Source organism: Streptomyces sp. NPDC054841, from assembly GCF_053611045.1.
The window spans coordinates 1-23527 of sequence record NZ_JBSGZO010000089.1 but is presented as its reverse complement, the minus strand read 5'-3'; the positions used below and the strand labels follow the sequence as shown (position 1 = coordinate 23527).

Annotated in this window: 19 protein-coding genes and 1 pseudogene; 13 read left to right on the top strand and 7 right to left on the bottom strand. The window is 71.9% G+C overall.

Annotated elements, in window-relative coordinates; genetic code table 11:
• Positions 1-72 precede the first annotated feature (72 nt).
• Positions 73-567, bottom strand: coding sequence for a DUF3145 domain-containing protein (locus tag ACWGI8_RS15175; protein WP_453661097.1), 495 nt, complete (start codon positions 565-567; stop codon positions 73-75).
• Positions 568-823: 256 nt separating this feature from the next.
• Between ACWGI8_RS15175 and ACWGI8_RS15170 the strand changes: the two genes are divergently transcribed.
• Complete coding sequence (locus ACWGI8_RS15170) at positions 824-1765, top strand: SGNH/GDSL hydrolase family protein (RefSeq protein WP_453661095.1); 942 nt, start codon at positions 824-826, stop codon at positions 1763-1765.
• Between the two features lie 87 nt (positions 1766-1852).
• Here the strand turns inward: ACWGI8_RS15170 and ACWGI8_RS15165 are convergent, their stop codons facing one another.
• The gene (locus ACWGI8_RS15165; protein WP_453661093.1) at positions 1853-2227 is read right to left on the bottom strand and encodes a fibronectin type III-like domain-contianing protein; all 375 of its coding nucleotides are present in this window, start codon (positions 2225-2227) and stop codon (positions 1853-1855) included.
• Positions 2228-2609: 382 nt separating this feature from the next.
• Between ACWGI8_RS15165 and ACWGI8_RS15160 the strand changes: the two genes are divergently transcribed.
• Positions 2610-3821: a pyroglutamyl peptidase gene (locus ACWGI8_RS15160; protein WP_453661100.1), complete on the top strand. Its 1212-nt coding sequence runs from the start codon at positions 2610-2612 to the stop codon at positions 3819-3821.
• Between the two features lie 3 nt (positions 3822-3824).
• Here ACWGI8_RS15160 and ACWGI8_RS15155 read toward each other — a convergent pair whose 3' ends face one another.
• Positions 3825-4640, bottom strand: coding sequence for an EI24 domain-containing protein (locus tag ACWGI8_RS15155; protein WP_453661092.1), 816 nt, complete (start codon positions 4638-4640; stop codon positions 3825-3827).
• 98 nt (positions 4641-4738) lie between these two features.
• Here ACWGI8_RS15155 and ACWGI8_RS15150 point away from each other — a divergent pair, with 98 nt between their 5' ends.
• Positions 4739-7300 (top strand): M14 family zinc carboxypeptidase, encoded by a 2562-nt coding sequence (locus tag ACWGI8_RS15150; protein WP_453661090.1) that lies wholly within the window; start codon positions 4739-4741, stop codon positions 7298-7300.
• A 73-nt stretch (positions 7301-7373) separates the two neighbouring features.
• On the opposite strand, the gene ACWGI8_RS15145 is transcribed toward ACWGI8_RS15150, so the two are convergent.
• Both ACWGI8_RS15145 and ACWGI8_RS15140 read right to left on the bottom strand, forming a co-directional pair.
• Positions 7374-7796 carry an organic hydroperoxide resistance protein gene (locus ACWGI8_RS15145; protein WP_453661088.1) on the bottom strand — a complete coding sequence of 141 codons (423 nt, stop codon included), beginning with the start codon at positions 7794-7796 and terminating at the stop codon, positions 7374-7376.
• A 61-nt stretch (positions 7797-7857) separates the two neighbouring features.
• The gene (locus tag ACWGI8_RS15140) at positions 7858-8877 is read right to left on the bottom strand and encodes an NADP-dependent oxidoreductase (protein ID WP_453661086.1); all 1020 of its coding nucleotides are present in this window, start codon (positions 8875-8877) and stop codon (positions 7858-7860) included.
• 92 nt (positions 8878-8969) lie between these two features.
• Between ACWGI8_RS15140 and ACWGI8_RS15135 the strand changes: the two genes are divergently transcribed.
• Positions 8970-9404 carry a MarR family winged helix-turn-helix transcriptional regulator gene (locus tag ACWGI8_RS15135; RefSeq protein WP_453661084.1) on the top strand — a complete coding sequence of 145 codons (435 nt, stop codon included), beginning with the start codon at positions 8970-8972 and terminating at the stop codon, positions 9402-9404.
• A 191-nt stretch (positions 9405-9595) separates the two neighbouring features.
• Here the strand turns inward: ACWGI8_RS15135 and ACWGI8_RS15130 are convergent, their stop codons facing one another.
• On the bottom strand, positions 9596-10306 hold the full coding sequence (locus ACWGI8_RS15130; protein WP_453661083.1) for an SCO2400 family protein: 711 nt from the start codon (positions 10304-10306) through the stop codon (positions 9596-9598).
• A gap of 138 nt (positions 10307-10444) precedes the next feature.
• On the opposite strand from ACWGI8_RS15130, the gene ACWGI8_RS15125 reads away from it, so the two are divergent.
• The 8 genes and pseudogenes from ACWGI8_RS15125 (at position 10445) to ACWGI8_RS15090 (ending at position 17904) form a co-directional block, all read left to right on the top strand.
• Entirely contained in the window at positions 10445-10993 is a 549-nt protein-coding gene (locus tag ACWGI8_RS15125; RefSeq protein WP_453661081.1) for a hypothetical protein, read from the top strand.
• 145 nt (positions 10994-11138) lie between these two features.
• Positions 11139-12176 carry a rod shape-determining protein gene (locus ACWGI8_RS15120; RefSeq protein ID WP_453661079.1) on the top strand — a complete coding sequence of 346 codons (1038 nt, stop codon included), beginning with the start codon at positions 11139-11141 and terminating at the stop codon, positions 12174-12176.
• A gap of 153 nt (positions 12177-12329) precedes the next feature.
• Positions 12330-12947, top strand: a complete 618-nt coding sequence (locus ACWGI8_RS15115) for a LysE family transporter (protein WP_453661099.1) — start codon at positions 12330-12332, stop codon at positions 12945-12947.
• A gap of 100 nt (positions 12948-13047) precedes the next feature.
• A pseudogene (locus ACWGI8_RS15110) lies at positions 13048-14284 on the top strand (nitrate/nitrite transporter).
• A 222-nt stretch (positions 14285-14506) separates the two neighbouring features.
• Entirely contained in the window at positions 14507-15964 is a 1458-nt protein-coding gene (locus ACWGI8_RS15105; RefSeq protein ID WP_453661077.1) for an acyl-CoA synthetase, read from the top strand.
• Complete coding sequence (locus ACWGI8_RS15100; protein ID WP_453661075.1) at positions 15957-17354, top strand: carboxyl transferase domain-containing protein; 1398 nt, start codon at positions 15957-15959, stop codon at positions 17352-17354. Before ACWGI8_RS15105 ends, ACWGI8_RS15100 begins: the two co-directional genes overlap by 8 nt.
• 93 nt (positions 17355-17447) lie before the next feature.
• On the top strand, positions 17448-17699 hold the full coding sequence (locus tag ACWGI8_RS15095) for a DUF6400 family protein (protein ID WP_453661074.1): 252 nt from the start codon (positions 17448-17450) through the stop codon (positions 17697-17699).
• Entirely contained in the window at positions 17683-17904 is a 222-nt protein-coding gene (locus tag ACWGI8_RS15090; RefSeq protein ID WP_453661072.1) for a hypothetical protein, read from the top strand. The genes ACWGI8_RS15095 and ACWGI8_RS15090 overlap by 17 nt, the downstream gene beginning before the upstream one ends.
• Before the next feature lie 186 nt (positions 17905-18090).
• Here the strand turns inward: ACWGI8_RS15090 and ACWGI8_RS15085 are convergent, their stop codons facing one another.
• On the bottom strand, positions 18091-21777 hold the full coding sequence (locus tag ACWGI8_RS15085) for a S8 family serine peptidase (protein ID WP_453661071.1): 3687 nt from the start codon (positions 21775-21777) through the stop codon (positions 18091-18093).
• A gap of 428 nt (positions 21778-22205) precedes the next feature.
• Here ACWGI8_RS15085 and ACWGI8_RS15080 point away from each other — a divergent pair, with 428 nt between their 5' ends.
• Complete coding sequence (locus tag ACWGI8_RS15080) at positions 22206-23459, top strand: S8 family peptidase (protein ID WP_453661069.1); 1254 nt, start codon at positions 22206-22208, stop codon at positions 23457-23459.
• Positions 23460-23527: the final 68 nt, after the last annotated feature.

The window sequence follows — 23527 nt, the reverse complement described above, 5'->3', positions numbered from 1 at the left end:
CATCTCCGCAAGGGAGATGGGGCCCTCGGTCATGTCGGGGGGTACGGGGTGCTCCCGGCCCCTGGCGGCGTCCTACACCACCTGATGGAGCCAGCGGACCGGCGCGCCCTCGCCGGCGTAGCGGAAGGGCTCCAGCTCGTCGTCCCAGGGCTTGCCCAGGAGTCTGGCGATCTCGGCCTCCAGATCGGTCTCGCCCTGCGCCGAGCGGGCGAGGGCGGCGCGAAGACGGTCCTCGGGGATGAGGATGTCGCCGTGGATGCCGGTGACCGCGTGGAAGATGCCGAGTTCGGGGGTGGCGCTGTAGCGCTCGCCCTCCGCCGTGGGGCACGGTTCCGCGGTGACCTCGAAGCGGAGCATCTGCCAACCGCGGAGCGCGGACGCGAGCTTGGAGGCCGTGCCCGGCTCGCCCTTCCAGGAGAACTCCGCTCTCCATGTGCCGGGCGACGCGGGCTGCCGGATCCAGTCGAGCTGGACCCGCAGGCCGAGCACACCCGCGACCGCCCATTCGACGTGCGGACACAGCGCGCGCGGTGCGGAGTGCACGTACAGAACTCCACGTGTCGTCACCGGGACCTCCAGTGTGGGACGAGGTTCGCCTTCCCAGCGGCCTCAGTAAACAGCATCGGGAGTGAAACTTCGCAAACACCCGAAAAACGGACAGCATCTGACGTGATGTAATTTACCGGAGCCGGTCGGCAAGGTGCCTCTGGTTCGACGGGGGAAAAGCTACCGTGCGTCGGCGACCGAGGTGTGTCGTACCGCCCTGCTGGGGGGCCGTACGCACCAAGGTTTCACCCGCCAGGACGCCTAATGGGAGGGCAGGATGCGTGAAATCCGGCGGGGCGGGCGAACAGGCCTTCGACCGCCAGCCGCCGTCGCCGCATTGACGGCGGCGGTCTTAGTCGTACTTGCGGGGCTGAGCGGATGCGAATCGCCCTCGCTCACCGCACAGAGCGGCGCCGCCGCGGCGGCCCCGCCGAATCGGCCCCGCCCCTCTCCCTCCACGACACCGGTCTGGGACCGCAGCCCCTCGTCCGTCGCCGCCGTCGGCGATTCCATGACCCGGGCCTTCAACGCCTGCAACGCATTCTCCGACTGCCCCGAGGCGTCCTGGGTGACCGGCACCGACACGGAGGTACGGAGTCTCGCGCTGCGGCTGCTCGGTACGACGGCGGCCTCGAAGCGCGCCTGGAACCACGCGCGGACCGGGGCGCGGGTGGCCGAACTGCCCGGCCAGATGACGGACGCGGCAGCCCACCGGCCCGAGCTGGTGACGGTGCTGGTGGGCGCCAATGACGCCTGCAGCGACTCGCCCGACGAGATGACGCCGGTGGCGGACTTCACGGAGTCGTTTGCGGCGGCGATGCGTTCACTGCGGCGCACCGCGCCCAAGGCCCAGGTGTATGTGTCGAGCGTGCCGGACCTGAAGCAGCTGTGGTCGACCGGGCGCGGCAATGCGCTGGGCAAGCAGCTCTGGAAGCTCGGGCTCTGCACCTCGATGCTGGGGGACGCGGATGATCTGAGCAAGGAGGCGCAGGAGCGGCGGTCCCTGGTGCACGACCGGGTCGTGGCGTACAACCAGGCGCTGAAGAGCGTCTGTGCGAAGGATCTGCGCTGCCGGTACGACGGCGGGGAAGTCTTCGACACCCCGTTCTCCGGCGAGCAGTTGAGCCACTGGGACTGGTTCCATCCGAACAAGAACGGCCAGAGGGAGATGGCGGAAGTCGCGTATCGCAACATCACCGCCGCCAAGGCGCCCGCGTAGGACGGGCCGGCCACGCGGGAGTGGCTGCGGGAGTGCGTGAGCCCCGGGGTGGCTGTCAGGTGCCACCCCGGGGCCGTATCGGGTCCGTCAGACCTCCAGGGTGGCGGCCAGGCGGCGGTCGTCGAGGGAGTGCGACGCCTGCACCTCGTACGAACCGGGGACGAACCTCCAGGATCCGCTCTCCTCGTCCCAGATCTCGAAGGCGCGCCGTGGCAGCGCGATCTCCACGTCCGCGGTTTCGCCGGGTGCGGCTCCGACCGTCGCGAAGCGGGCCGGCCGGCGGAGCGGACGTTCCTCGCCGTCCGCCACGGGGGCGAGGTGGATCCGGACGGTCTCGCGGCCGGGACGTGAGCCGCTGTTGCGGACGCGGATCCTGGCGGTGGTGGGGGTCGCCTCCAGGGATTCGTACTCCCAGGTGGTGTTCCGGCGGCGTTCCGGGACTTCCTGACACTGCTGGAGCAACGCTAGGCCCTGTCCGGGCGATCTTCGAGGACCAGGCCGCGGCGTCAGATACATGGGGTCTCCCCCGGCCCCCTGGGGCCGAGGGGACGCATCGCAAGGCGGTGGGGGCACCTCCCAGGCGCGGCTCTGGGGGAGATCGCCCTCGTACTGGGCGTACTTGGGTGACTCCGACAACGCAGCGAGGTGCCGTAGCTGGGGGTACCTCCCAGGCGAAGCTCTGGGGGAGCGTCGCGGGCCCGACAAGATCGCCCGGACAGGGCCTGGTCCCTCTGGTCACAGCGCAACTCCTTCCCGATACTGGCGACTTCGGATTCGTCTGGGGAAGGGATACAGCGTGCGGCGGACACTGGGAGTGCTGGTCGTCTCGGCGGTGGCCTGCACGATGCTCGGTACGGCGCCGGCGGGCGCAGCGGACGTGCCGGGTGTCGCCACCGTGGAGGAACAGCGGCTGGACCGGGCCGTACCGCAGGAGATCCTGCGGCGCAGCGGATTCGGCACGGTGGCACCGGAGTTCGCGCGGGCGCTGGGGGCGGCGGGCTCCTACGCGGAGGCCGTGCGCGCCGTCGACGCGCACGGCTCGCGGCTGTGGCGGCGGGCCGTGGACCGGGCGCAGGGAAGGGGTCCCGTACGCGGCGACCTGAGCCGGGACGACGACCGGCCGCTGTACTGGTCCCGGCTCGGTATGACCCGTGAACTGCGGCAGTGGCAGCCCGGGTTCGGGCTGTCCGACGCCGAACGCGCCCGGCTGCTCGACCGGCTGGAGCGGACCTCGCGCGGCCAGGACACGATGAACTTCCCCCGCGGCAAGGGCATCGACGGCAAGGGTTTCAAGCGGATCGTGGTGACCGGCTTCGACCCCTTCACGCTGGACCGTGACATCCGGATCAGCAATCCGAGCGGGGCGACGGCACTCGCGCTGGACGGCACCTGGATCCGTACGGCGGACGGCGGCCTGGCCCGGATCGAGACGGCGGTCTTCCCCGTCCGCTGGACCGACTTCGCCGCCGGGACGGTCGAGCGGACCCTGCGCCACCGGCTGCCCGAGGCGGACCTCTTCACGACCGTGAGCCAGGGCCGGGTGGGCAGGTTCGACATCGAGCGCACCAACGGCGCCTGGCGCGGCGGGTTCCCGGACAACGAGAACGTGTCGCGCACCGAGACCGTGCCGGTCGCCGACCCCGCCTCGCAGCCGCAGTGGACGTCGACGACGCTCCCGTACGCGGCGATCACCGCCGCGCAGACGGGCCGCTTCCCGGTGTACGACAACACGTCGGTCACCGAGATACCGGCGGGCGCCACCGACGCGGTGGTCCGCCCGGAAGGACCGACTCCCGGCTCCACGGCCCGCTCCGGAGGGGGCGGCAACTACCTGTCCAACGAGATCGCCTATCGCGCGACCCTGCTGCGCGACCGCCTCGGGCTGCATGACACGCTGCCGGGCGGCCATGTCCACACGCCGGTGCTCCAGTTCGGTGCGGGCAACACGGACCCGGCCACGGGCGCGGTCACCGACCCGGAGTTCGTCCGGAACCGGCTGGACATCATCGCTCAGGTCCGGGCGATCGTGACGACGGCGGTGAACACGGCTCCCTGACGGCTACCAGGACGCGGGCCTGCCGGCCGGCTTGTCGAAGGAGAGCGCGCCGCTCGTCGGCGCGGCCGGCTCCGGCTCGCCCTGGGGCGTCGTCAGATCCCGTACCAGCAGCGTCGCGCCCGCCACCGCGCCCGGCATCAGGAAGACCGCGACGAACGGGACGAGGAAGGCGAGGGCGAGCGGAACGCCGAAGCCGAGCGTGAGCAGCCGGCGGCCGCGCAGCAGCGCGAGCCGCTCCTTCAGCTCCACGCTGCGCCGCTGCAGCGCCACCGCGGTGAGCTCCTCGGCGAGGAAGAACCCGGAGACGCAGAGGCCGATGGCCGGGACGACCGTCTGTCCGACGACCGGGATGAAGCCGAGCGCGAAGAGGACGATGCCGTACAGCGCGACCCGCAGCACCACGCGCAGGCTGTCCCGCGCGGAGATCCACAGCTCGCGCCAGAGCGGCAGCCCGGACTCCGGGACGTCCCCGCCCTCGCTCCGGTCGACCTGCTCGGACAGCGACTCGTAGAAGGGCTGGCCGACCAGCAGCGTCACCGCGGTGAAGGTGATCACGGCGAGGAAGAGTCCGAAGACGAAGACCAGCGCGGTGAGGAAGCCCCGGAACAGCCCCTGCCACGGAGACGACCAGTCGTCGGCGAACGGCGTCGACCAGCCCACCAGGTCGTCCGCGCCGTATCCGAGCCCGATGAGGGTGCCGGCGTACAGCACGAGGGTGATCAGTCCGGGCAGCAGCCCGAAACCGAACCACCGGCCGTGCCGGCCGACCCATCGCTGACCCTTCAACAGATAGCCGAAGCCAACCCCTAGATCACGCATGCGCCCACCTTAACCGGCGGTCCCGAGGCGCCCTCTTGTTGTCCGGGTCACGACACGATAGACCCTGCGTATTGATCACCTCTGGAGGTTGTGTAGGCATGGCGATCCGCAGACCTGTTCTGATCAGCACCGCCTGTGCGGCCGTCGCCGGCGCGCTGCTCCTCGCCCCGCTTCCCGCGTCCGCCGCACCCGGCCCGGACGGACCGCAGCCGCACCCGCACCCGCACCCGCACCCGTTACGCGAGGGTGCGGGCCGGGACACCGGGCGGGACGCCACGCCGGTGGGGGGCGCCGCGCTGCGGGCGCTGGAGAGTGCGACGCCGGCGCTGCGCAAGGAGGGCGGCTATCCACGGCGGACCGTGCTCACACCTCCGCCGGTCAACCCGGCCGACAAGTCGATAAAGCTGGGCCTGGCCCCGTACCACGCGCTGGCGCCCCGTCTGAACGCCCTGCAGAAGCTGGGCAACCGGGTCAGTGTCGAGATCGCCGGGCGCTCGGCGGGCGGGCACGAGCTGTATCTGGTGACCGTCACCGCGCCGGAGACCGCCAAGCAGGCCCGCGACCAGGAACGGATGCGCGAGCTCATCGAGAACCGGCCGGCCGCGGCGGCCGGGGACCGGCACATCAAGGCCGCGTACAAGACCCCGGTCTTCATCAACAACAACATCCACGGCGACGAGTGGGAGGGGACGGACGCCGCCCTGAAGCTCATCGAGGAACTGGCGAAGGCGAAGGACGCGAAGACCGCGGACCTGCTCGCCAGGAACAGGATCCACCTCAATGTGACCGCCAACCCGGACGGCCGTATCGCCGGCACCCGCACCAACGCCAACGGCTTCGACCTCAACCGGGACTTCATCACCGCCTCGCAGCCCGAGACCCGCGCGATGCGGCAGATCGCCATCGACAAGCAGCCCGCCGTGATGCTCGACCTGCACGGGTACGTCAACGGCACCCTCATCGAGCCGACGACCCCGCCGCACGGCGAGAACTACGAGTACGACCTCTTCCTGAAGAACGCCTACGCGAACGCGCTGGGCATGGAGAAGGCGGTCAACGGCCTCGGCTACACCCCGCAGAAGGACGGTGTCGAGCCCGCCGTCATCCCTTTCCGCGACCAGAAGGAGGGCTGGGACGACTGGCCGCCGGTCTTCACCCCGCAGTACATGCCCTTCCAGGGCGCGGTCGCCGCGCACACCATCGAGTTCCCGATGGCGGTGAACAACGAGGACTACGACTCCCTCCCCGTCGCCGAACTGCGCCGCCGGGCCGCGATCAACACGGCCGTCGCGGGCGCGGCGATGCGCGCGGCGCTCGACTACACGCACACGCACCGCACGTCCGTGCTCGCCGATCAGATCGAGACGTTCCGGCGGGGAGCGGCGGGCGAGGCACAGCGGCCGGTGTCCGAGGAGACCGTGCCGGGCGTGCCCGGAATCGGCCCCGAGGACGTCTACACGACCACTTTCCCGCGGGCGTACGTCATCCCGGCGGGCAGGGGACAGAGGAGCGCGACCGCGGCTGCCCGGCTGGTCGACCACCTGATCGCCAACGACGTACGGGTGGAGCGGGCGCGCAAGGGCTTCTGGCTGGCGGGCCGTACGTATCCGGCCGGTTCGTACGTCGTCGACATGCACCAGCCCAAGCGCGGTATCGCGAACGTGATCCTCGCCGAGGGCAGGGACATCAGCGCCGACGTGTCGACCATGTACGACATCTCGGGCTGGAGCCTCGGACTGCTGTGGGGCGCCACCGTGCACAAGGCCGTCCGGGGTGAGCTGAAGGTCGACAGCCGTCCGGTGCACACCGCCGCGCCGACCGGTCATGTGGCGCGCCATGGCGATCTGTTGCTGCGCCTGGGCGACCCGAAGGAGCTCGCCGCGCTGAACTCCCTGCTGGCGCAGGGCGTGGCGGTGCGCCGCACGGCCGACGGCTCGGCGATCGTCCCGGGCTCGGCGCGCGGCAGGGCGGCGGTGCTGGCGGACCGGTACGGCGTGGCCTTCCGGGCCACCGCGCAGCGCGGCACGGCGCCGCTGAAGCGGACCAGGGTCGCGGCGGCGGTCAGCGCCGGTGAGCTGTTCGCGCTGCGCGAGATGGGCTTCGACGTGGTGCCGGTGTCGACGGGCGCCCTCAACGCGGGCTTCGACTGGTCGAAGGCCGATGTCCTGTACGTATCGGCGGGTCTGGAGTACGGGAAGCTGACACCGGCGGCGCGTGACGCGTTCCGCGCGAGCGGGGTGGGGGTCGTCGGGCTCGGTCCGGACGGCGCGGCGTTCAACGCGCAGGCCGGTCTGCTCGCGGTGAAGGCGGTCGCGGGAAACGGTGATGCCAACGGCGTCGTACGGGTCACGAACGCGGGCGGCTCGCTGACCGGCGGCGCCCCGGCGCATACGTTCGTCTACTCGCCGCTGTGGTTCACGGACCTGGGCCGTGGCGTGCGGGCCGACCAGTCCTACGGCGCCGGCAACCCGCTGGTATCGGGCCACTGGCGGGCCGGAGCGGACGGCAAGGGCGGCCCGAAGGACTCCGCGGGCAAGGCGTCGATCGTCAGCGGCAGGTCGGCGAAGGGCGCCCGGGTGGTGCTGTTCGGCACGGAACCGCTGTTCCGCGACCACCCGAAGGGTGTGTTCGCCCAGGTCGGGCGAGCCCTGCTGGGCTGAGACCGGTGAGACGGGAGGGCCGCACCCCGGTCGGTCGGGGTACGGCCCTCACGTTCAACGATACGCGATCAGCTCAGCCGGCGAGCTCGACCGTGATGTTGCCGCGGGTGGCCTTGGAGTACGGGCACACCTGGTGGGCCTTCTCGAGCAGGTCCCTGGCCGTGGCGGCGTCCACGTTCGGGATGCTCGCGGAGATCTTGACGATGAGGCCGAAGCCCTCGTCGTTCTTGCCGATGCCGACCTCGGCGGTGACCGTCGAACCGGAGATGTCGGCCTTCTCCTGGCGGGCGACCACACCGAGCGCGCCCTGGAAGCAGGCGCTGTAACCGGCGGCGAAGAGCTGCTCCGGGTTCGTCCCGGCGCCGGAACCGCCCATCTCCTTGGGCGGATTGACGACGACGTCGAGCTTGCCGTCGTCGGTGGCGACGCGACCGTCACGGCCGTTCTCCGCGGTGGCGACGGCGGTGTACAGGACGTCGGACTGCTGGATGGACATGCAGGTTTCCTTCTCTGTGCGCCGCGACTCGCGCCCACGATCGCGGCGGTGTGGGTCGAGACTACCGGTCGAGAGAAACGATCATCTTGCCGGTGTTCTCGCCACGCATGAGGCCCAGGAACGCCTCGGCACCGTTCTCGATGCCCTCGACGACGGTCTCCTGGTACTTCAGCTCGCCGGAGCGCAGCCAGCCCGAGACCTCCCGCACGAACTGCGGCTGGAGCGCCTCGTGGTCGCGCACGAGCATGCCCTGGATGCGCAGCCGCTTGCCGATGACCAGGGCGAGGTTGCGCGGGGCGGGGGTGGGCTCGGTCGCGTTGTACTGGGCGATCATTCCGCAGACGGTGATGCGGCCGTGCACGTGGAGCGAGGAGATCGCGGCTTCCAGGTGATCCCCGCCGACATTGTCGAAGTAGACGTCGATGCCGTCGGGGGCGGCCGCCTGGAGCTGCTCGGCCACGTTGCCGTTCTTGTAGTTGAACGCGGCGTCGAAGCCGTACTCCTCGACGAGGAGCTTGACCTTCTCGTCGGAGCCGGCCGAGCCGATGACCCGGGACGCGCCCTTCAGCTTCGCCATCTGGCCGACCAGGTTGCCGACCGCACCGGCGGCGCCGGAGACGAAGACCGCGTCGCCCTCCTTGAAGGAGGCGACGTCGAAGAGTCCGGCATAGGCGGTGAGCCCGGGCATGCCGAGAACGCCCAGGAAGGCCGAGAGCGGGGCGGCGGAGGCGTCGAGCTTGACGGCCTGCTTGGCGTCCACGTCCGCGTACTCACGCCAGCCGAGGAAGTGCAGGACGTGGTCGCCGACCGTGAACCCCTCCGCGTTCGACGCGATGACCTCGCCGACCGCGCCGCCGTCCATGGGCCGGTCGAGCTGGAACGGGGGAACGTACGACTTCACGTCGTTCATCCGGCCGCGCATGTACGGGTCGACCGAGAAGTGCAGGTTACGGACGAGGATCCGGCCCTCGCCGGGCTCGGCCACCGGGGCCTCGCGCAGGGCGAAGTCCTCGGGCTTGGGCCAGCCCTGCGGACGGGCGACGAGGTGCCATTCACGGCCGGACGCGGGAAGAGCGGACATGGCTGCGGTGCCTCCTAGAAAAGCTTCATGTACTGAAACAACCATGCTCCTGAATATTTCATGTTGTCAAGTATCTGGGTATGCTGACAGGTATGGCCATCACTCGAACAGACCCGCTGACCCTCGAGGTCGTCGAACTCATCGGCTCCGTCGTGGCCCGCTACCACGACGAGTACGAGGAGGCCGCGAGCCGGCACGCCCTCACCGGGGCGCAGGCCCGGGTGCTGGGGCTGCTCTCCGTGGAGCCCACGGCCATGCGCCGCATCGCGCAGAAGCTGAAGTGCGAGCCGTCGAACGTGACGGGGATCATCGACCGGCTGGAGGCGCGCGGGCTGGTCGAGCGCCGGGCCGATCCGGCCGACCGCCGCGTGAAGATCGCCGCCGCGACGGAAGCGGGCCGCACGACCGCGCAGCAGCTGCGCGAATCCCTGGGCTTCGCGCGCGAGCCGCTCGCCGAGCTGTCGGCGCAGGAGCGGACGGTACTGCGGGACCTGCTCAAGCGAATGCTGGGTGAGCCGACGGCGTAGGGCCCGTCCGCCCTCACACGCACACGCCGGACGGGCGTGAAGCGTGCCCCGCACCGGCCGGCGGGCCCGAACGACTGCCCTCGGACACCGGACGGGCGTCAAGCGTGCCCCGCACCGACCGGCGGGCTCGAACGACTGCCCTCGGACACCGGACGGGCGTCAAGCATGCCCGCCGGGGGCTCCGCATGGGCCTACGTGCACCAGAAGAGGAACCAGGTGCACGTCTCGGTCGGGCTCGGCGTGGGCGCGGGCTGCGGCGGCGGCCCGGGCTGCCCGGGCGGCGTCGACGACGCCGGCTGCGACGGGCCGGCCGTACCCGACGGGGAAACGTCGCTGCTCGGCTCGGGCGCGGCGGACGACGACACGGACGGCTCGGCCTGCGAGGACGACGCGGCGACACCGCGCCGCGCGCTCCCCCGGACCACTGGCGTGCTCGGCCTGGCCGGCTCCCCCGACGACGTCGTGGGCGCCTCGCTCACCGCGCTCGGACCGGGCGGCGGCTCGGCGCTGCCGGTCGGCTCGGGTATGTCGTCGACCGCGATGGACTCCTCCTCGCGGACCTCGACGGCCGTGCCGTCGTCGCCGGACGACTCCCTCGCCAGCTCCGCCAGGCTCAGCGCCCCCGCCGCCAGTGCCAGCCCGACGGTCCCGAGCAGCACCTTCCGCCCACGCCTCCGGCGCGCTCGGCGGGCGCCGGCCCTGCGGTCACGGCGACCGGATGCGGGGGCACGACGGTGTCCGGCGGGCGGCCGGTCCTCACCGTGCGCACCGCCCAGCTCGATGACGACGTCGTCGCCCGTCGATACGGGGCTGTGGTGCCGTAGCTCCTCCGCGGGAGTACCGCACCCGGCGCACGCCAAAGCCCCGTTGAGGTGTCGACGGCACTGGTAGCAGTAATCCATGGCGCCCGCAGCGTATGCAGCGATGGGACAACAGAGGTAGCCGGGACTGTGAGGATCCTGTGTGGAAACATCACGTGCCCGGCACGTCGGCTGGCCATGGAGCCCTCCCGGACCAGGTGATACGGGCACGATGGGGGCATGAACTCCTTCGGGCCGCGCGACTTCCAGCTCGTCCTGCTGCGCCGGATGGCCGACCATCAGCCGGGGCTCGTCGAGGACGCCCGCCATGAACTGGGTGCGTCGATCGCCGACATGAGAGAGGCGAACCGCCGCTGGCAGGCGATGGCCCGCTCGCCGCGTGGCCGCGGCCCGCTCGCCCGGTACCGCTCCGTGCTCGGCACCCCCGAGTCGACGTCCCGCCGCCGGATCGGCGACCTGGAGTGCGACGCGCTGCTGTGGCCGGTACCGCTCTGGCCCGACCTGCGGTTCGAGGTACTGGCGGCGCCCGGCGGGGCGGTGTGGAACGAGTGGCTGGTACGGGCACCGGGAGCGGCGGGCCCGGTGCTGCGCACGGAAGAGGATCTGCGCCCCTGGTCCTGCACGGTCGACGAGGTGGCGAGGGCGTTCGCCCCGGTACGCCCGATGGAGGGCACGGCCCCGACGCGGTGGCGACTCGCGTTCACCCTGCCCGGCGGACGGCCCTGCGTGGCGGAGTTCAGCTGGGGACTGCTGCAACGGCTGATGTGACGGCGCGCGGCCGGCGGCTGCCGCACCAGCTGATGTGACGTCAGGTATCTCCCCCCGGCCCACCCCCGACCGGCTCAGCTCAGCGCGCGCCGCGCGCCCGGCGATCGGACGATGCGAACAGGAACCGCTCTCGGGAGGATCTGTCGTGACCGTCAGTCTTGAGCAGCTGCGTCGTTGCCATGTCGCCGTCGATCTCGGCGCCGCGAGGACCCGGGTCTTCGTGAAGGGCGCCGGGCTCGTCGTCGATCAGCCGAGCGTGGCCGCCGTCAACACCCGTAACGGCGCGCTCATCGCCGTGGGCGACTTCGCCGAGAAGATGACCGGCCGTACGCCCGACTACATCCGGGTCATGCGCCCCGTCTCCGGCGGCAGCGTGATCGACATCGACATGGCCCAGCGCATGCTGCGCCATCTGCTCGGCGAGAAGCTCCGCCGCCACCTGCGCCGCAGGCCCCGGCTGCGCGCCGCGGCCTGCGCTCCGCACGACGCCGATCCGCTCGCGCAGCGCGCCACGGTGGAGACGCTCGTCGGCCTCGGCGCCCGCCGCGTCGAGCTGGTCGACACGCTGATCGCGGCCGCGGTCGGCTGCGGGCTCCCGGTGGAGCAGCCGACCGCCACCATGGTCATGGTGTGCGGGGCGGCCACCACCCAGGTCGCGGTCCTCTCCCTGGGCTCGATCGTCACGGCCGTGCGGCTCCCCGTCGGCGGTGAGGCCGTCGACCACGCCGTGATCCAGCACCTCCGCCACCAGCACGCACTGATGCTGCCCAGCCAGTCCGTACGCCCCCTGCAGCTGGCCCTCAGCGGGAACGGCCTCACCCTCCAGGGGCCGGCCTCCACCGAGATCCACGGCCGTGACGTGGCCACGGGCCTCGCCCGTTCGGTACGGGTCGACACCGCCGCCGTGCGCGACGCCATCCACACCCCGCTGACCGCCGTGCTCGACGGCATCGGGCAGGTCCTGCGCGAATGCCCGCCCGACCTGGTCGCCGACCTCGCCGACCGCGGGATCATGATGGTCGGCGGCAGCGCGCTGCTGCCCGGTCTCGACCAGATGCTGCGCGACGCGACCGGTATGCCCGTGCACATCGCGGAGCGGCCCGACATCTGCGCGGTGCTCGGGCTCGGGGAGATGATGGAGGGCCATATTCGGGGGATGATCCTCGATCCGCTCACCGCCTGAGGACGCCGCCTGAGGACGCCGCCCGGGGGCGGCCCCGAGCGGGCCGGATCACCGACCTGTTCACGTGTGGGCCGGCGGGCGCCGCCCGCCTTCCCGGGAGAAATTCGGTCGCGCTTCGAACGCGTGCGGTCGAGAGTGTGGCGGGTGAGCGGAATGTGGACGACGGCGGTCGCGGGTGCGGCCGCCGGACTGGGTGTGGCGGTGCCCCTGGGGGCGATGGGCGTCCTGCTGATCCAGGAGGGGATGCGCGACCGCAGGCACGCGGTCGCGGCGGCCGCCGCCGTGGCGGTCGTCGACATGGCCTACGCGGCCGTGGCGACGGCCCTCGGCCCGCTGGTCGCGTCGGCCCTCTCGGGCGTCGAGGCGTGGGTTCGCCTCGTGTCGGCGGCCGTCCTGATGGTGATCGCGGTACGAGGGCTGTGGGCGTCGCGCCGCGTGACCGACGACCCCGTGGCGGCCGGGGCCGACCGGGCCGGCGGCACCGTGCGGACATTCACGAGGTTCGCCGCGCTGACCCTCGTCAACCCCACCACCGCGCTGTACTTCGCGGCGCTGACCACCGCGCAGGGTGCCGCGCTCCGCGGCGGCGCGGCCGGCGCGGTGTTCGTGGCCGGGGTGTTCGCCGCCTCGCTCTTCTGGCAGCAGCTGCTCGTCGCGGCGAGCGGGTTCACGGGCGCCCGGATCGGTGCGAGCGCGCGAGCCTGGACTTTCCGCCTGGGGTTCGGCCTGGTGGCCGTGTACGCGGTGAAGATCGCTCTCCCGCTGCCGTGAACCGTATGAGCCGTATGAGCCGTATGAACTATGAGCCGTAGGCACCGTATGCCGTGAGCCGTACGGCCCAGCACCGCGCGCCTGCCCGCCCGCCTCGATCTTGACTGACCTCGTGGACACCGCAGACAGGGCCTCCGCCACCGCCTACCGCAACCTCGTCGTGGCCACGATCGGCTTCGCGCTCACCTTCTGGGCGTGGAACCTGATCGCGCCGCTCAGCGGCATCTACAAGGACCGGCTCGGACTGACCTCGTTCGAACAGTCGCTGCTCGTGGCCGTGCCGGTTCTCGTGGGCTCGCTGGGCCGGATCCCCGCGGGCGCTCACCGACCGGTACGGCGCCAGGCTGATGTTCCCGCTGGTGTCGGCGCTGACGATCGTGCCCGTGCTGCTGCTGATCCCGGCGAAGGCCTCGTACGGCGCGATGCTCGTGGTGGGCTTTCTGCTGGGCCTCGGCGGTACGACGTTCGCGATCGGCGTCCCGCTGGTCAACTCGTGGTTCCCGCCGGTCCACCGGGGCTTCGCGATCGGCGTGTTCGGCATGGGCATGGGCGGGGTGGCACTGTCCGGGTTCTTCACGCCCCGCGTCGCCAAGGCCGGCGAGGACCTCCCCTTCTACGTCGTCGCGACCGCGCTCGCCGTGTACGCGCTGATCGCCGCCGCCCTGCTCCGCGACCGGCCCGACCGGCCGGTGCCGACGGCCTCCCTGGCGTCGCGGCTCGAACAGGCCGGGCGGCTGCGGGTGACCTGGGAACTGTCGGCGCTGTACGCGATCGGCTTCGGCGGGATCGTGGCGTTCGGCGTCTACCTGCCGACGTATCTGAAGACCTGGTACGAGCTGTCACCGACCGACGCGGGCACGAAGGCCGCCGGGTTCGCGCTGATCGCCGTCGTCTTCCGGCCCTTCGGCGGCTGGATCTCCGACCATGTCCATCCGGCGTTGGTGACCGCCGCCGCGCTGGGCTTCGTGGCGCTGTGGGCGATCGTCCAGTCCTTCGATCCGCCGATCGCGCCGGGCGGCACGGTCGCGCTGCTGTGCATGGCCGCGGGGCTCGGCACCGCGAGCGGCAGCGTCTTCGCGCTCGTCGCGCAGGTGACACCGCAGCCGCAGGTGGGCAGTGTGACCGGCATCGTCGGCGCGGCGGGCGGGCTCGGCGGCTTCGTACCGCCGCTGGTGATGGGCGCGGTCTACAGCGCGAAGGGCTCCTACTCGATCGGCTACATGCTGCTGTCGGATCTGGCGCTGGCGGGCTGTGTGTACGCGTACGGGCGGATGCGGAACATCCGCCCGGGCGGCGACGAGACGGAGCGGGCGCGGGCGTCGGCCGCCAGGACATAGGCCCGGACCAGGCCCGTATCAGGCCCGGACAGACCCTGGCTCCGCAGGGACACCCGCACTCGTGGCCGACTCCGCGGGGACACCCGCAGGCGAAGCGGCCGGAGAGGGTCTCGTCCCCCCTCAGCGTCTGTTACGCGCGAGTAGCAAGTAGTGGGGAGAATGGTGGCGGCGGTGGGCGAGGATGAACAGCCCTGTGCACACGTGACTTGAGGAGGACGACGAGTGAGTGCTCTCTTCCCGGCCCTGGCCGCGGATGTCGAGGGTTCCGGCCGGCCCGCACTGCGTTTCGGGGACCGTGCGCTGACGTACGGCGAACTCGCCGCGGCGGCCGGGTCGCTGGCAGGCCGGCTCGTGGGAGCGGGGCGGGTCGCGGTGTGGGCCACCCCGTCGCTGGAGACCGCCGTCGGGGTGGTCGCCGCGCTGCTCGCGGGGGTGCCCGCGGTGCCGCTCAACCCGAGGACCGGCGAGCGGGAGCTGGCTCATATCGTCGGCGACAGCGGGCCGGCGCTGGTACTCGCCGCTCCGGGTGAGGAACTGCCATCTGCACTGCACGGGTTGGAGCGCGTGGACATCCCGGTGTCCGACCGCTCGGGGGCCGGGGGCGCGCTGCCGCCGGAGCCGGATCCGGGCGCGCCCGCGCTGGTCGTCTACACGTCGGGGACGACCGGCCCGCCGAAGGGTGCGGTGCTGCCGCGGCGGGCGATCGCGGCGACGCTGGACGCGCTGGAGGACGCGTGGGCGTGGAGCGGGGACGACGTCCTCGTCCATGCACTGCCGCTGTTCCATGTGCACGGGCTGATCCTGGGGATCCTCGGGCCGCTGCGGCGGGGCGGTTCCGTACGGCACCTGGGGAAGTTCTCGGCGGACGGCGTGGCCCGGGAGCTCGGGACGGGCGGGACGATGCTGTTCGGGGTGCCGACGATGTACCACCGGCTGGCCGAAGCGGCGGAGGGCGACCCGGAGTTGGCGAAGGCACTCGCCGGGGCACGGCTGCTGGTGTCGGGCTCGGCGGCGCTGCCGGTCCACGACCATGAGCGGATCTTCGCGGCGACGGGCCGGCGGGTCGTCGAACGGTACGGAATGACCGAGACGCTCATGATTACGAGCGTGCGCGTGGACGGGGAGCCCCGGGCCGGGTCGGTGGGTCTGCCGCTGCCGGGCGTCGAGCTGCGGCTGGTCGAGGAGGACGGGACCGAGATCGCGGGGTACGACGGCGAGACGGTCGGCGAGATCCAGGTGCGGGGGACGAATCTCTTCACGGAGTACCTGAACCGGCCGGACGCGACGGAGGCGGCGTTCGACGGAGACTGGTTCCGTACGGGCGACATGGCGGTCCGGGACGCGGACGGCTATGTACGGATCGTGGGACGCAAGGCGACGGACCTGATCAAGAGCGGCGGCTACAAGATCGGCGCCGGCGAGATCGAGAACGCGCTGCTGGAGCACCCCGGGGTACGCGAGGCCGCGGTGACCGGCGAGCCGGACGAGGATCTGGGCGAGCGGATCGTGGCGTGGGTGGTGCCCACGGATCCCGCACGACCGCCGTCGGCGGCGGAGCTGTCCGACCACGTCGCCGGCCAGCTCGCCCCGCACAAGCGGCCGCGCAAGGTCCACATGCTGGAGTCGCTGCCCCGCAACGACATGGGCAAGATCATGAAGCGGGCGCTCACCCATGGCTGAACGACTGACGGCCCGCGAGGCGATCGCCCTGACAGCCGACGCGTTCGAGGAAGCGAATCCCACGGCGACCGCACAGTCCGGCGACGGGCCGCTCGGGTGGGCGGGGTACGGCGCGTCGCTGGCGCGGGCGGCTCGTCGTAGCGGCGAGGAGGAGTCCGTCGTCTGGGGCACGGCACGGATCGGTGACAGCCGGGCCGTGGTGGTCTCGTTCGAATTCGGCTTCCTGGGCGGGTCGTTGGGTGAACGGACCGGCGACCGGCTGGAGGCGGCGTACGCATACGCCCGCGAGCGGCGGATGCCGCTGGTGTCGCTGATCGCGACGGGCGGCAGCCGTATGCAGGAGGGCATGATCGCCCTCACCCAGCTTCAGCGGGTGGCCCGCGCCTCCGCTCTGACCCGCGCGGCCGGACTGCCCCAGGTCGCCGTGCTCCGCGACCCGACGACGGGCGGCGGCTGGGCCACGCTGGGCGCGGGTGCGGACGTCATCCTCGCCCTGCCCGGCGCACAGGTCGGCTTCGCCGGCTCCCGCGTCCGCCCGCCGGACGCCGATCCGTCGGCGTACACGGCCGAGGGTCAGCTGGCGGCGGGCCACATCGATGCGATCGTCCGCCCGGAGGACCTTCGGTCCACGCTGTCGCTGTGGCTGACACTGCTGACGGGCGGCACAGACACCGGGACCGAGGCCGTAGCCGGGACCGAGGCCGGGACCGGGACCGGGACGCCGCCACCCCACGCCCTCGGGGATGCCGGGGCCGCCGCACCCACGGGCTGGGAAGCCGTGCAGCGTGCCCGGGACTCCCGCAGACCTCGCGCCGGGGCGTACCTCGACGCGTACTTCGAGGAGCGGCTGGACGTCCATGGGGACCGGTGCGGCGGGAGGGACCCCGGGATGGTGTGCGGGTTCGGGCTGCGGGGCGGCCGGACCGTCGCGTATGCCGCGCAGGGCGGGACCGCGACCCGGCCCGCCGGGTACCGGACGGCCGCGCGGCTGGTCCGGCTCGCGGACCGGCTGGGAATCCCCGTGCTGACGCTCGTCGACACGCCCGGCGCCGCCAATGACGCCGAGGCGGAGCGGGAGGGTGCGGGCGCCGCGATCGCCGACGTGTTCGCGGCGATAGCGTCCGCCCGCGTCCCGGTGACGACACTCGTGATCGGCGAGGGCGGCTCGGGCGGGGCCCTGGCACTCGCCGCTCCGGGCAACACCTGGGCCACGCCGGACAGTTACTTCTCCGTCATCGCGCCGGAGCTGGCCGCGGCCATCCTCAAGCGCGCCCCCTCCGCGGCGCCGTCGACCGCGGACCAGTTGCGGCTGCGCCCTCAGGACCTCGTGGAGCTGGGGGTCGTACGGGGGATCGTGCCCCACGGGGAACGCGCCTCGACGCAGCCATGAGGTGCGTCACAGCAACTTAGGGTTCCCTTCCCTGGCAGCCGGGCCCTCTGGTACACGTGGCAGACCCCCACCGGCACCACCGGGAGTCTCGCCATGGACCAGGACCACGCGCCCGACCTCATACCCTTCACGATCGACCTGACCTTCGAAGAGGCCCGGCGACGGGCCGAGGTCGTCGCCGCGCTCGGGCCCGACTGGGACCCGGTGGCCGCCCTGCAGGGCGAGGAAGCGGCGTACACGCTGCTCTACTCCGGCCTCGACGCCGACCAGCAGCGCACGTACGACATGCTCGTGGCCGCCGGCGTCCTTCCCGGAGGGGAGCCGGGCCGTGCGGCTGCCCATTGATCCGCAGGCGGACATCGCGCGCCGCGCCTGGGTGCCCTGCCCCGGCTGCGACGACGCACGGGACTGCGCCACCTGCGCCGACCGGCGAAACTGCCGTGTGCACTGGCGCTATCTGATCTCCAACAAGGGCACGGTCGTCCACCTCCAGTGCCCCGGCTGCACCCACACGTGGTCGCTCGACACCAGGCGCCGCACGACCTCATGAACACCGGCGCGTGAGCACGGGCACATGAACGCCGGCCCATGAACGCAGGCTCATGAACGCAGGCTCATGAACGCCGGCTCATGAACACGTGCATGGGAACACGGGCATGGGAACACGGGCACATGAAGCGGCCCGGTACGGCGCCGCATCGCCGTACCGGGCCTCTGTTCAGGAGCCGTCAGCGCCTCACCTCACGCCGACCGCCCGGATGATCTCCTGCTTCACCGAGCCGCCCTGGTCATCGGCGGCCGAGGCCCGCAGCGAGAGGGACCGCGCGCCCTTCGGCACCCACAGCGACGCCTCCCACGCGGCGGACTTGCCGCGTACGCCGTCGAGCCGGACCTTCGACCACGTCTTCCCGTCGTCGTACGACACCTCCAGGGTGGCCCCGGTGATCTTCCCGGTGCCGGAGGCGCCCTTCACGTACTCGGAGAAGATCCCGAGGTCGAGCTTCTTCCCCGCCCGCACATTGCCTGTGAGGTCGGTGTCGACGTCGAAGCCGAGGTTCAGCATCGGCACGGTGGTCTCCCGGTCGGCCGGGGTCTCCTTGGACCGGAAGGTCCACTCGGAGTGGCCGCGGGTGGAGAGCACCCACCGCTCCGGGTCGAGCGTCGTGTCGGTGACGACCCGGAACTCCTGCTCGGTGGGCTTGACGTCCCAGGCGTACGCGCCCGAGCTCATCTTGCGGTCGACCCGCACCCCGTCCACGTACACCTCGGTGAACTGGGTCATCGAGTCCTCGTTCCACACGTTGCCGAAGCCGGTGTGGTCCGGGCCCGAGTCGCCCCAGCCGGGGGTGTTGAACCGGAGACTGTTGCCGGTGCGCGTCTGGCCCCAGCCGAGGCCGGTGCCGAGCCACGGGTGCCAGACCGGCTTGAACCAGTTCAGCGTGGAGCGGGTGCCGCCCTTGTAGACGTTCAGGCCGCTGCGCTGCTCGATGGCGTCGGGTCCGTTGGTGAGGGACTCGTGCCAGTGCTGGCCCGGGCCGGTGCTGACGTAGTCGGTGCGCTCCGCCGGGAAGGCGATCCACTCCGGGAAGCCGAAGCCGATGGGGAAGGTGTCGGTGATCGAGTAGCGGAACTCGCCGCCGACCGCGGGCCTGGTGCCGTGGAGGCGGGTGTCCAGGACCGCGAGGTCCCGCTCGCCCGGCCGGAAGGTCAGGTCCTCGGCCGGAATCGCGCCCGGGTGGCCCTCGGAGAGGTCGTACGCGTAGGGCGTGTACCGGGTGCCGGTCAGCTCCACCCGCTCGTGGCGGGCGGCCGAGGCGATCAGCCGTGCTCCGTCGGCGGCGTTGACGGTCACGACGTGCAGCGGACGGTCCGCGTACTCGGCCGTGCCGAACCAGGCCATCAGCCGGCCCGGCGCGTCGTCGGTGACGAACAGCGTCTTGGCACCCGCGTCCTGGGCGTTCTGCGCGAGCTGATGCGGGGCGACCGCGCCGGTGTGGCGGACGACGACGACCTTGCCCTTCACGTCCTTGCCCTCGTAGGCGGCTGCGTCACCGACGCCCGCGTCCACGATGCCGAGCCGCAGCTCGCCGTCCAGGGGGGTCGTACCGGCCTGCACCCTGGTGTCGCCGATCCGCTTGCCCCCGGCCTCGGCCTCCAGCATCGGCTTGCCGAGACGCCAGACGGTCCGGTACTCGAAGGTGCCGGTGTCCGGCCTGCGGGTGGGCGCCGCGAAGACCGAGTCGTACTTGGGCGGCACCTGCACCGCCCCGCCGTAGTGGGATCCGTTCGCCTTCCGGTCGAACTCCATCAGCAGCTGACGGGTCTCGGTGCGCTTGTCGACCTCGGCGCGGAGCTCGCGCAGCTTGCGGCCGTCGAGGGTGATCTCACGGTCCCGGTCGAGGGTGATCTCCGGCTCGGTGAGGAAGCCCAGGCCCAGGGAGTCCTCGCCCTTGCTGCCGCGTACGTCGAGGAAGGTGTCGACGGTGTACGTGCCGGGCCTCAGGCGCAGCTCCAGCGTGCCGGACGCACCGACCGTCGCGGGGAACGGGTCCTCCCCCTCTGCGAGCTTCTGCACGCCCAGGAAGGCGGCGGTCGGGGCGCCGTCGCGGTCCTTCACATGGACCGTGAGGGTGTACCGCTCCTCCTCCTTGACCAGGCCGATGGCGGTGCGGGCGACGACCGTGCCGTCGGCGGCGGTGGCGGTGATCCGGCCGCCGTTGTTGCCGACGGCGGCCTTCGCGCCGTCACCGGTGACGGTGGTCTGCGCGGTGCCGTGCGCGGGCACGGTGAGCGTGGTGTCGGCGAGCGTGGCGACACCGGCGGGCGTGCCCTCGACGGCGAGGGTCAGCGTGACGGGCGCGTCGCTGTAGTTGGTGTACGTCACGGCCTTGGTGACCGGCTTGTTGGCCTCGTAGGGCCAGCCGTAGAAGCCGAGGCCGACGGAGCCGGTCGCGGTGACAGTGGCGCGGGTCGCGGCCGGCACGTCGACGCGGCCGGCGCCGAGCACGTACGGCGACGCGTCGAGCGGCTTCGACGACGACATCAGCGCGTCCTTGAGCTGCGCGCCCGTCCAGTCGGGGTGCTCCTCGGCCAGCAGCGCGGCGACGCCCGCGACGTGCGGCGTGGCCATGGACGTGCCGCTCATCGAGGTGTACAGGCCGCTGCCGGAGGTCAGTTGGGAGCGGGCGGCGAGAATGCCGACGCCGGGCGCGGACAGGTCCGGCTTGAGGGCGTGGTCGCGGTAGCGCGGGCCCTGGCTGGTGAAGTACGCGGCCTGGTCGGCGGAGTCGACGGCGCCGATGGTCAGCGCCGCGTCGGCGGCGCCCGGTGAGCCGAGGCTGCCCGGAGCTCCCGCGTTGCCAGCGGCGATGACGAAGAGGGCGCCGGTCTGGGCGGACAGGGTGTTGACGGCCTCCGCCATCGGGTCGGTGCCGTCGCTCGGCTCCCGCGAACCGAGGCTCATCGACACGACCTTGGCGTCGATGTCCTTGGCGGCCCACTCCATGCCCGCGATGATCTGCGACTCGCTGCCGTTGCCGGCGTTGTCGAGGACCTTGCCGACGGCGAGGTCGGCGCCCGGCGCGACGCCCTTCTCCTTGCCGTCGGAGCCGGCGCCGCTGCCGCCGACGGTGGAGGCGACGTGGGTGCCGTGGCCGTGGCGGTCGGCGACCTCCTGGCCCTCGATGAAGCTCTTCGACTCACCGACGCGTCCGGCGAGATCGGGGTGGCCCGCGTCGACACCCGTGTCGAGGACGGCCACCTTGACGCCCTTGCCGGTGAGTCCGGCCGCCCAGGCGTCGGGGGTGCCGATCTGGGCGTTGGACTCGGCCATGTCGGCCTCGACGCGGCCGTCGAGCCAGATCTTCTCGATGCCGCCGGAGAACGTACGGCGCGTGGTGGCGGTGGCCACCGCGTCCCAGAGGATCCCCGGCTCGGCCTTCACCGCCGCGCCGCCGATGCTCGGCAGGGACCGCACGGTGTCCCCGCCGCGCGGGGTGGCGGCACGGCTGCCCTTGGCGTACGTGACGATCAGCGGGAGCGGTTCGCCTGCGCCGAGGCCCTGCTCGATGAGCCCGGTGACGTCGAACAGCCGCTTGTCGAGGACCCCGGCGTCGAGGTAGGGCCGGGCCTCGTCGGGTACGACGGTGACGCGGCCGTCGGATATCTCGCTGCGTACGGCACCGGTGGCGTCCTTGGGGCGCTCGACGGCGACGGCTTTGCGGCCACCGCCGAGATCGGTGACGGTGACCTCGTCGCCGGTGATGAGAGTGACGGTGTGGCGGGGGGCCGATTCCGCGGGCGCGACGCTGCCCTTGGGGCTGTCGGGGGGCTCCGCGCCGAGGGCCTGTCCGGCCGGGAGCAGTACGAGCGAGAGCCCGGCCGCCAGCAGCCGGGCTCTCCTTCTCGCGGGCGCTCTGGTCATGAATGTCTCTCCTCGTACTCCCGGTGAAGGGTGGGTCCGGGGTGTTCCGAAGAGTCTGAGCGCTCATAAGTCGCTTGGGGCGACCAAAGGTTGGCGGCTACCTGCCATGGCGGCTACTTGCCATTCACCTGCCGGGGGTTCGGACCCGGCATCGGCCGGGGGCTCGGACCCCGGCATCGGCCGGGTGCCGCCGCACGGAACGGCGGAGCGCTCGGCGGGATCCGGTCCGCGAAGGGGGACATCACCGAAGGCATATGACGGAGCTGTATGGATGACGGGAGGTCAGCAAACCGGTGATCGCTCGGATGTCGGACCGGCATGCCACCGCAAACCTGCTAGCTGTAAGCACCAAACACATCGGACATTGCGGAAAACCGTCACGCAAAAGCCGGTTCACCCCCCGTCGACATCCGAAAGAAAGGTCTGGGATGCCCAAAATCGTCGGCGTCGCCCTCCTTGTCCTCGCCCTTGCCGCCACGTCCCCGGCTCCCGCAGTTGCCGAAGCACCTGCACAGTCCGGCCAGATCGCCGGCCAGTACATCGTGACCCTCAAGGACACCGCCGTAGTCGGAGGGGAAGACGCGGCCGTGGACGCGGCCGTGCAGCAGGCATCCTCCATGGGCGCCGAGGTGAAGCACATCTACCGCCACGCCCTCCACGGCTACGCGGCGTCCATGAGCGCGAGCGCGGCGGCCGCGCTCGCCGAGGACCCGAAGGTCCAGTCCGTGCAGCCCGACCGTATGGTGCGGACCGCCGCCCAGTCGGTCCCGACCGGCGTGGACCGGGCCGAGGCCGATCTCAGCCCCACCGCCGCCATTGACGGCGCGGACAACCGGGTCGACGTCGACGTCGCGGTGATCGACACCGGAGTCGACGCGAACCACCCGGACCTGAACGTCTACGCGGCCGGCGGCAAGAACTGCTGGCTGCCCCAGATGGACCAGATGGACCTGCACGGTCACGGCACGCACGTCGCCGGCATCGTCGGCGCCCTGGACAACGACACCGGGGTGGTCGGTGTGGCACCGGGCGCCCGGATCTGGCCGGTCCAGGTGCTCAGCCCACTCGGGTGGGGTTCCACCGCGGACGTCGTCTGCGGCATCGACTACGTCACCGAGCACGCCGACCAGATCGACGTCGTCAACATGAGCCTGGGCGGTGAGGGCGCCGACGACGGCAACTGCGGCGCGAGCGACAACGACGCCATGCACCAGGCGATCTGCGCCTCCGTCGCCAAGGGCGTCACCTACGTCGTCGCGGCCGCCAACGACCACGCCGATGCGAAGAACACCGCCCCCGCCGCATACGACGAAGTGATCACCGTCAGCGCGCTGGCCGACTTCGACGGCAAGTCCGGGGGTCTCGGCTCACCCACGTGCCGCAGCGACAAGGACGACACCTTCGCCGACTTCTCCAATTACGGCTCCGACGTCGACCTGATCGCTCCGGGTGTGTGCATCGAGTCCACCTTCATGGGCGGCGGCTACTCCACCCTGTCCGGCACCTCGATGGCCTCGCCCCATGTCGCGGGCGGCGCGGCCCTGTACCGGGCGACCCACCCCGGTGCCTCCCCCAGCACCGTGAAGGCGGCTCTGCAGAGCGCCGGCAGCTACGACTGGACCTCGCCCTCCGAGGACGGCGACGGCGTCCAGGAGCCTCTGCTCAACGTCGGTTCCTTCTGAGCGGCGGGGCGTTCCGAGGCGCCCCCGCTGCTTCCTTCCGAGCGGCGCCCCCGCCGACGCCGTAGAGC

Coding starts and splice junctions, on each gene's coding strand:
- ACWGI8_RS15170 (WP_453661095.1), top strand. CDS start 824: ATGCGTGAAATCCGGCGGGGCGGGCGAACAGGCCTTCGACCGCCAGCC.
- ACWGI8_RS15160 (WP_453661100.1), top strand. CDS start 2,610: ATGCTCGGTACGGCGCCGGCGGGCGCAGCGGACGTGCCGGGTGTCGCC.
- ACWGI8_RS15155 (WP_453661092.1), bottom strand. CDS start 4,640: ATGCGTGATCTAGGGGTTGGCTTCGGCTATCTGTTGAAGGGTCAGCGA.
- ACWGI8_RS15150 (WP_453661090.1), top strand. CDS start 4,739: ATGGCGATCCGCAGACCTGTTCTGATCAGCACCGCCTGTGCGGCCGTC.
- ACWGI8_RS15145 (WP_453661088.1), bottom strand. CDS start 7,796: ATGTCCATCCAGCAGTCCGACGTCCTGTACACCGCCGTCGCCACCGCG.
- ACWGI8_RS15140 (WP_453661086.1), bottom strand. CDS start 8,877: ATGTCCGCTCTTCCCGCGTCCGGCCGTGAATGGCACCTCGTCGCCCGT.
- ACWGI8_RS15135 (WP_453661084.1), top strand. CDS start 8,970: ATGGCCATCACTCGAACAGACCCGCTGACCCTCGAGGTCGTCGAACTC.
- ACWGI8_RS15130 (WP_453661083.1), bottom strand. CDS start 10,306: ATGGATTACTGCTACCAGTGCCGTCGACACCTCAACGGGGCTTTGGCG.
- ACWGI8_RS15125 (WP_453661081.1), top strand. CDS start 10,445: ATGAACTCCTTCGGGCCGCGCGACTTCCAGCTCGTCCTGCTGCGCCGG.
- ACWGI8_RS15115 (WP_453661099.1), top strand. CDS start 12,330: ATGTGGACGACGGCGGTCGCGGGTGCGGCCGCCGGACTGGGTGTGGCG.
- ACWGI8_RS15100 (WP_453661075.1), top strand. CDS start 15,957: ATGGCTGAACGACTGACGGCCCGCGAGGCGATCGCCCTGACAGCCGAC.
- ACWGI8_RS15095 (WP_453661074.1), top strand. CDS start 17,448: ATGGACCAGGACCACGCGCCCGACCTCATACCCTTCACGATCGACCTG.
- ACWGI8_RS15085 (WP_453661071.1), bottom strand. CDS start 21,777: ATGACCAGAGCGCCCGCGAGAAGGAGAGCCCGGCTGCTGGCGGCCGGG.
- ACWGI8_RS15080 (WP_453661069.1), top strand. CDS start 22,206: ATGCCCAAAATCGTCGGCGTCGCCCTCCTTGTCCTCGCCCTTGCCGCC.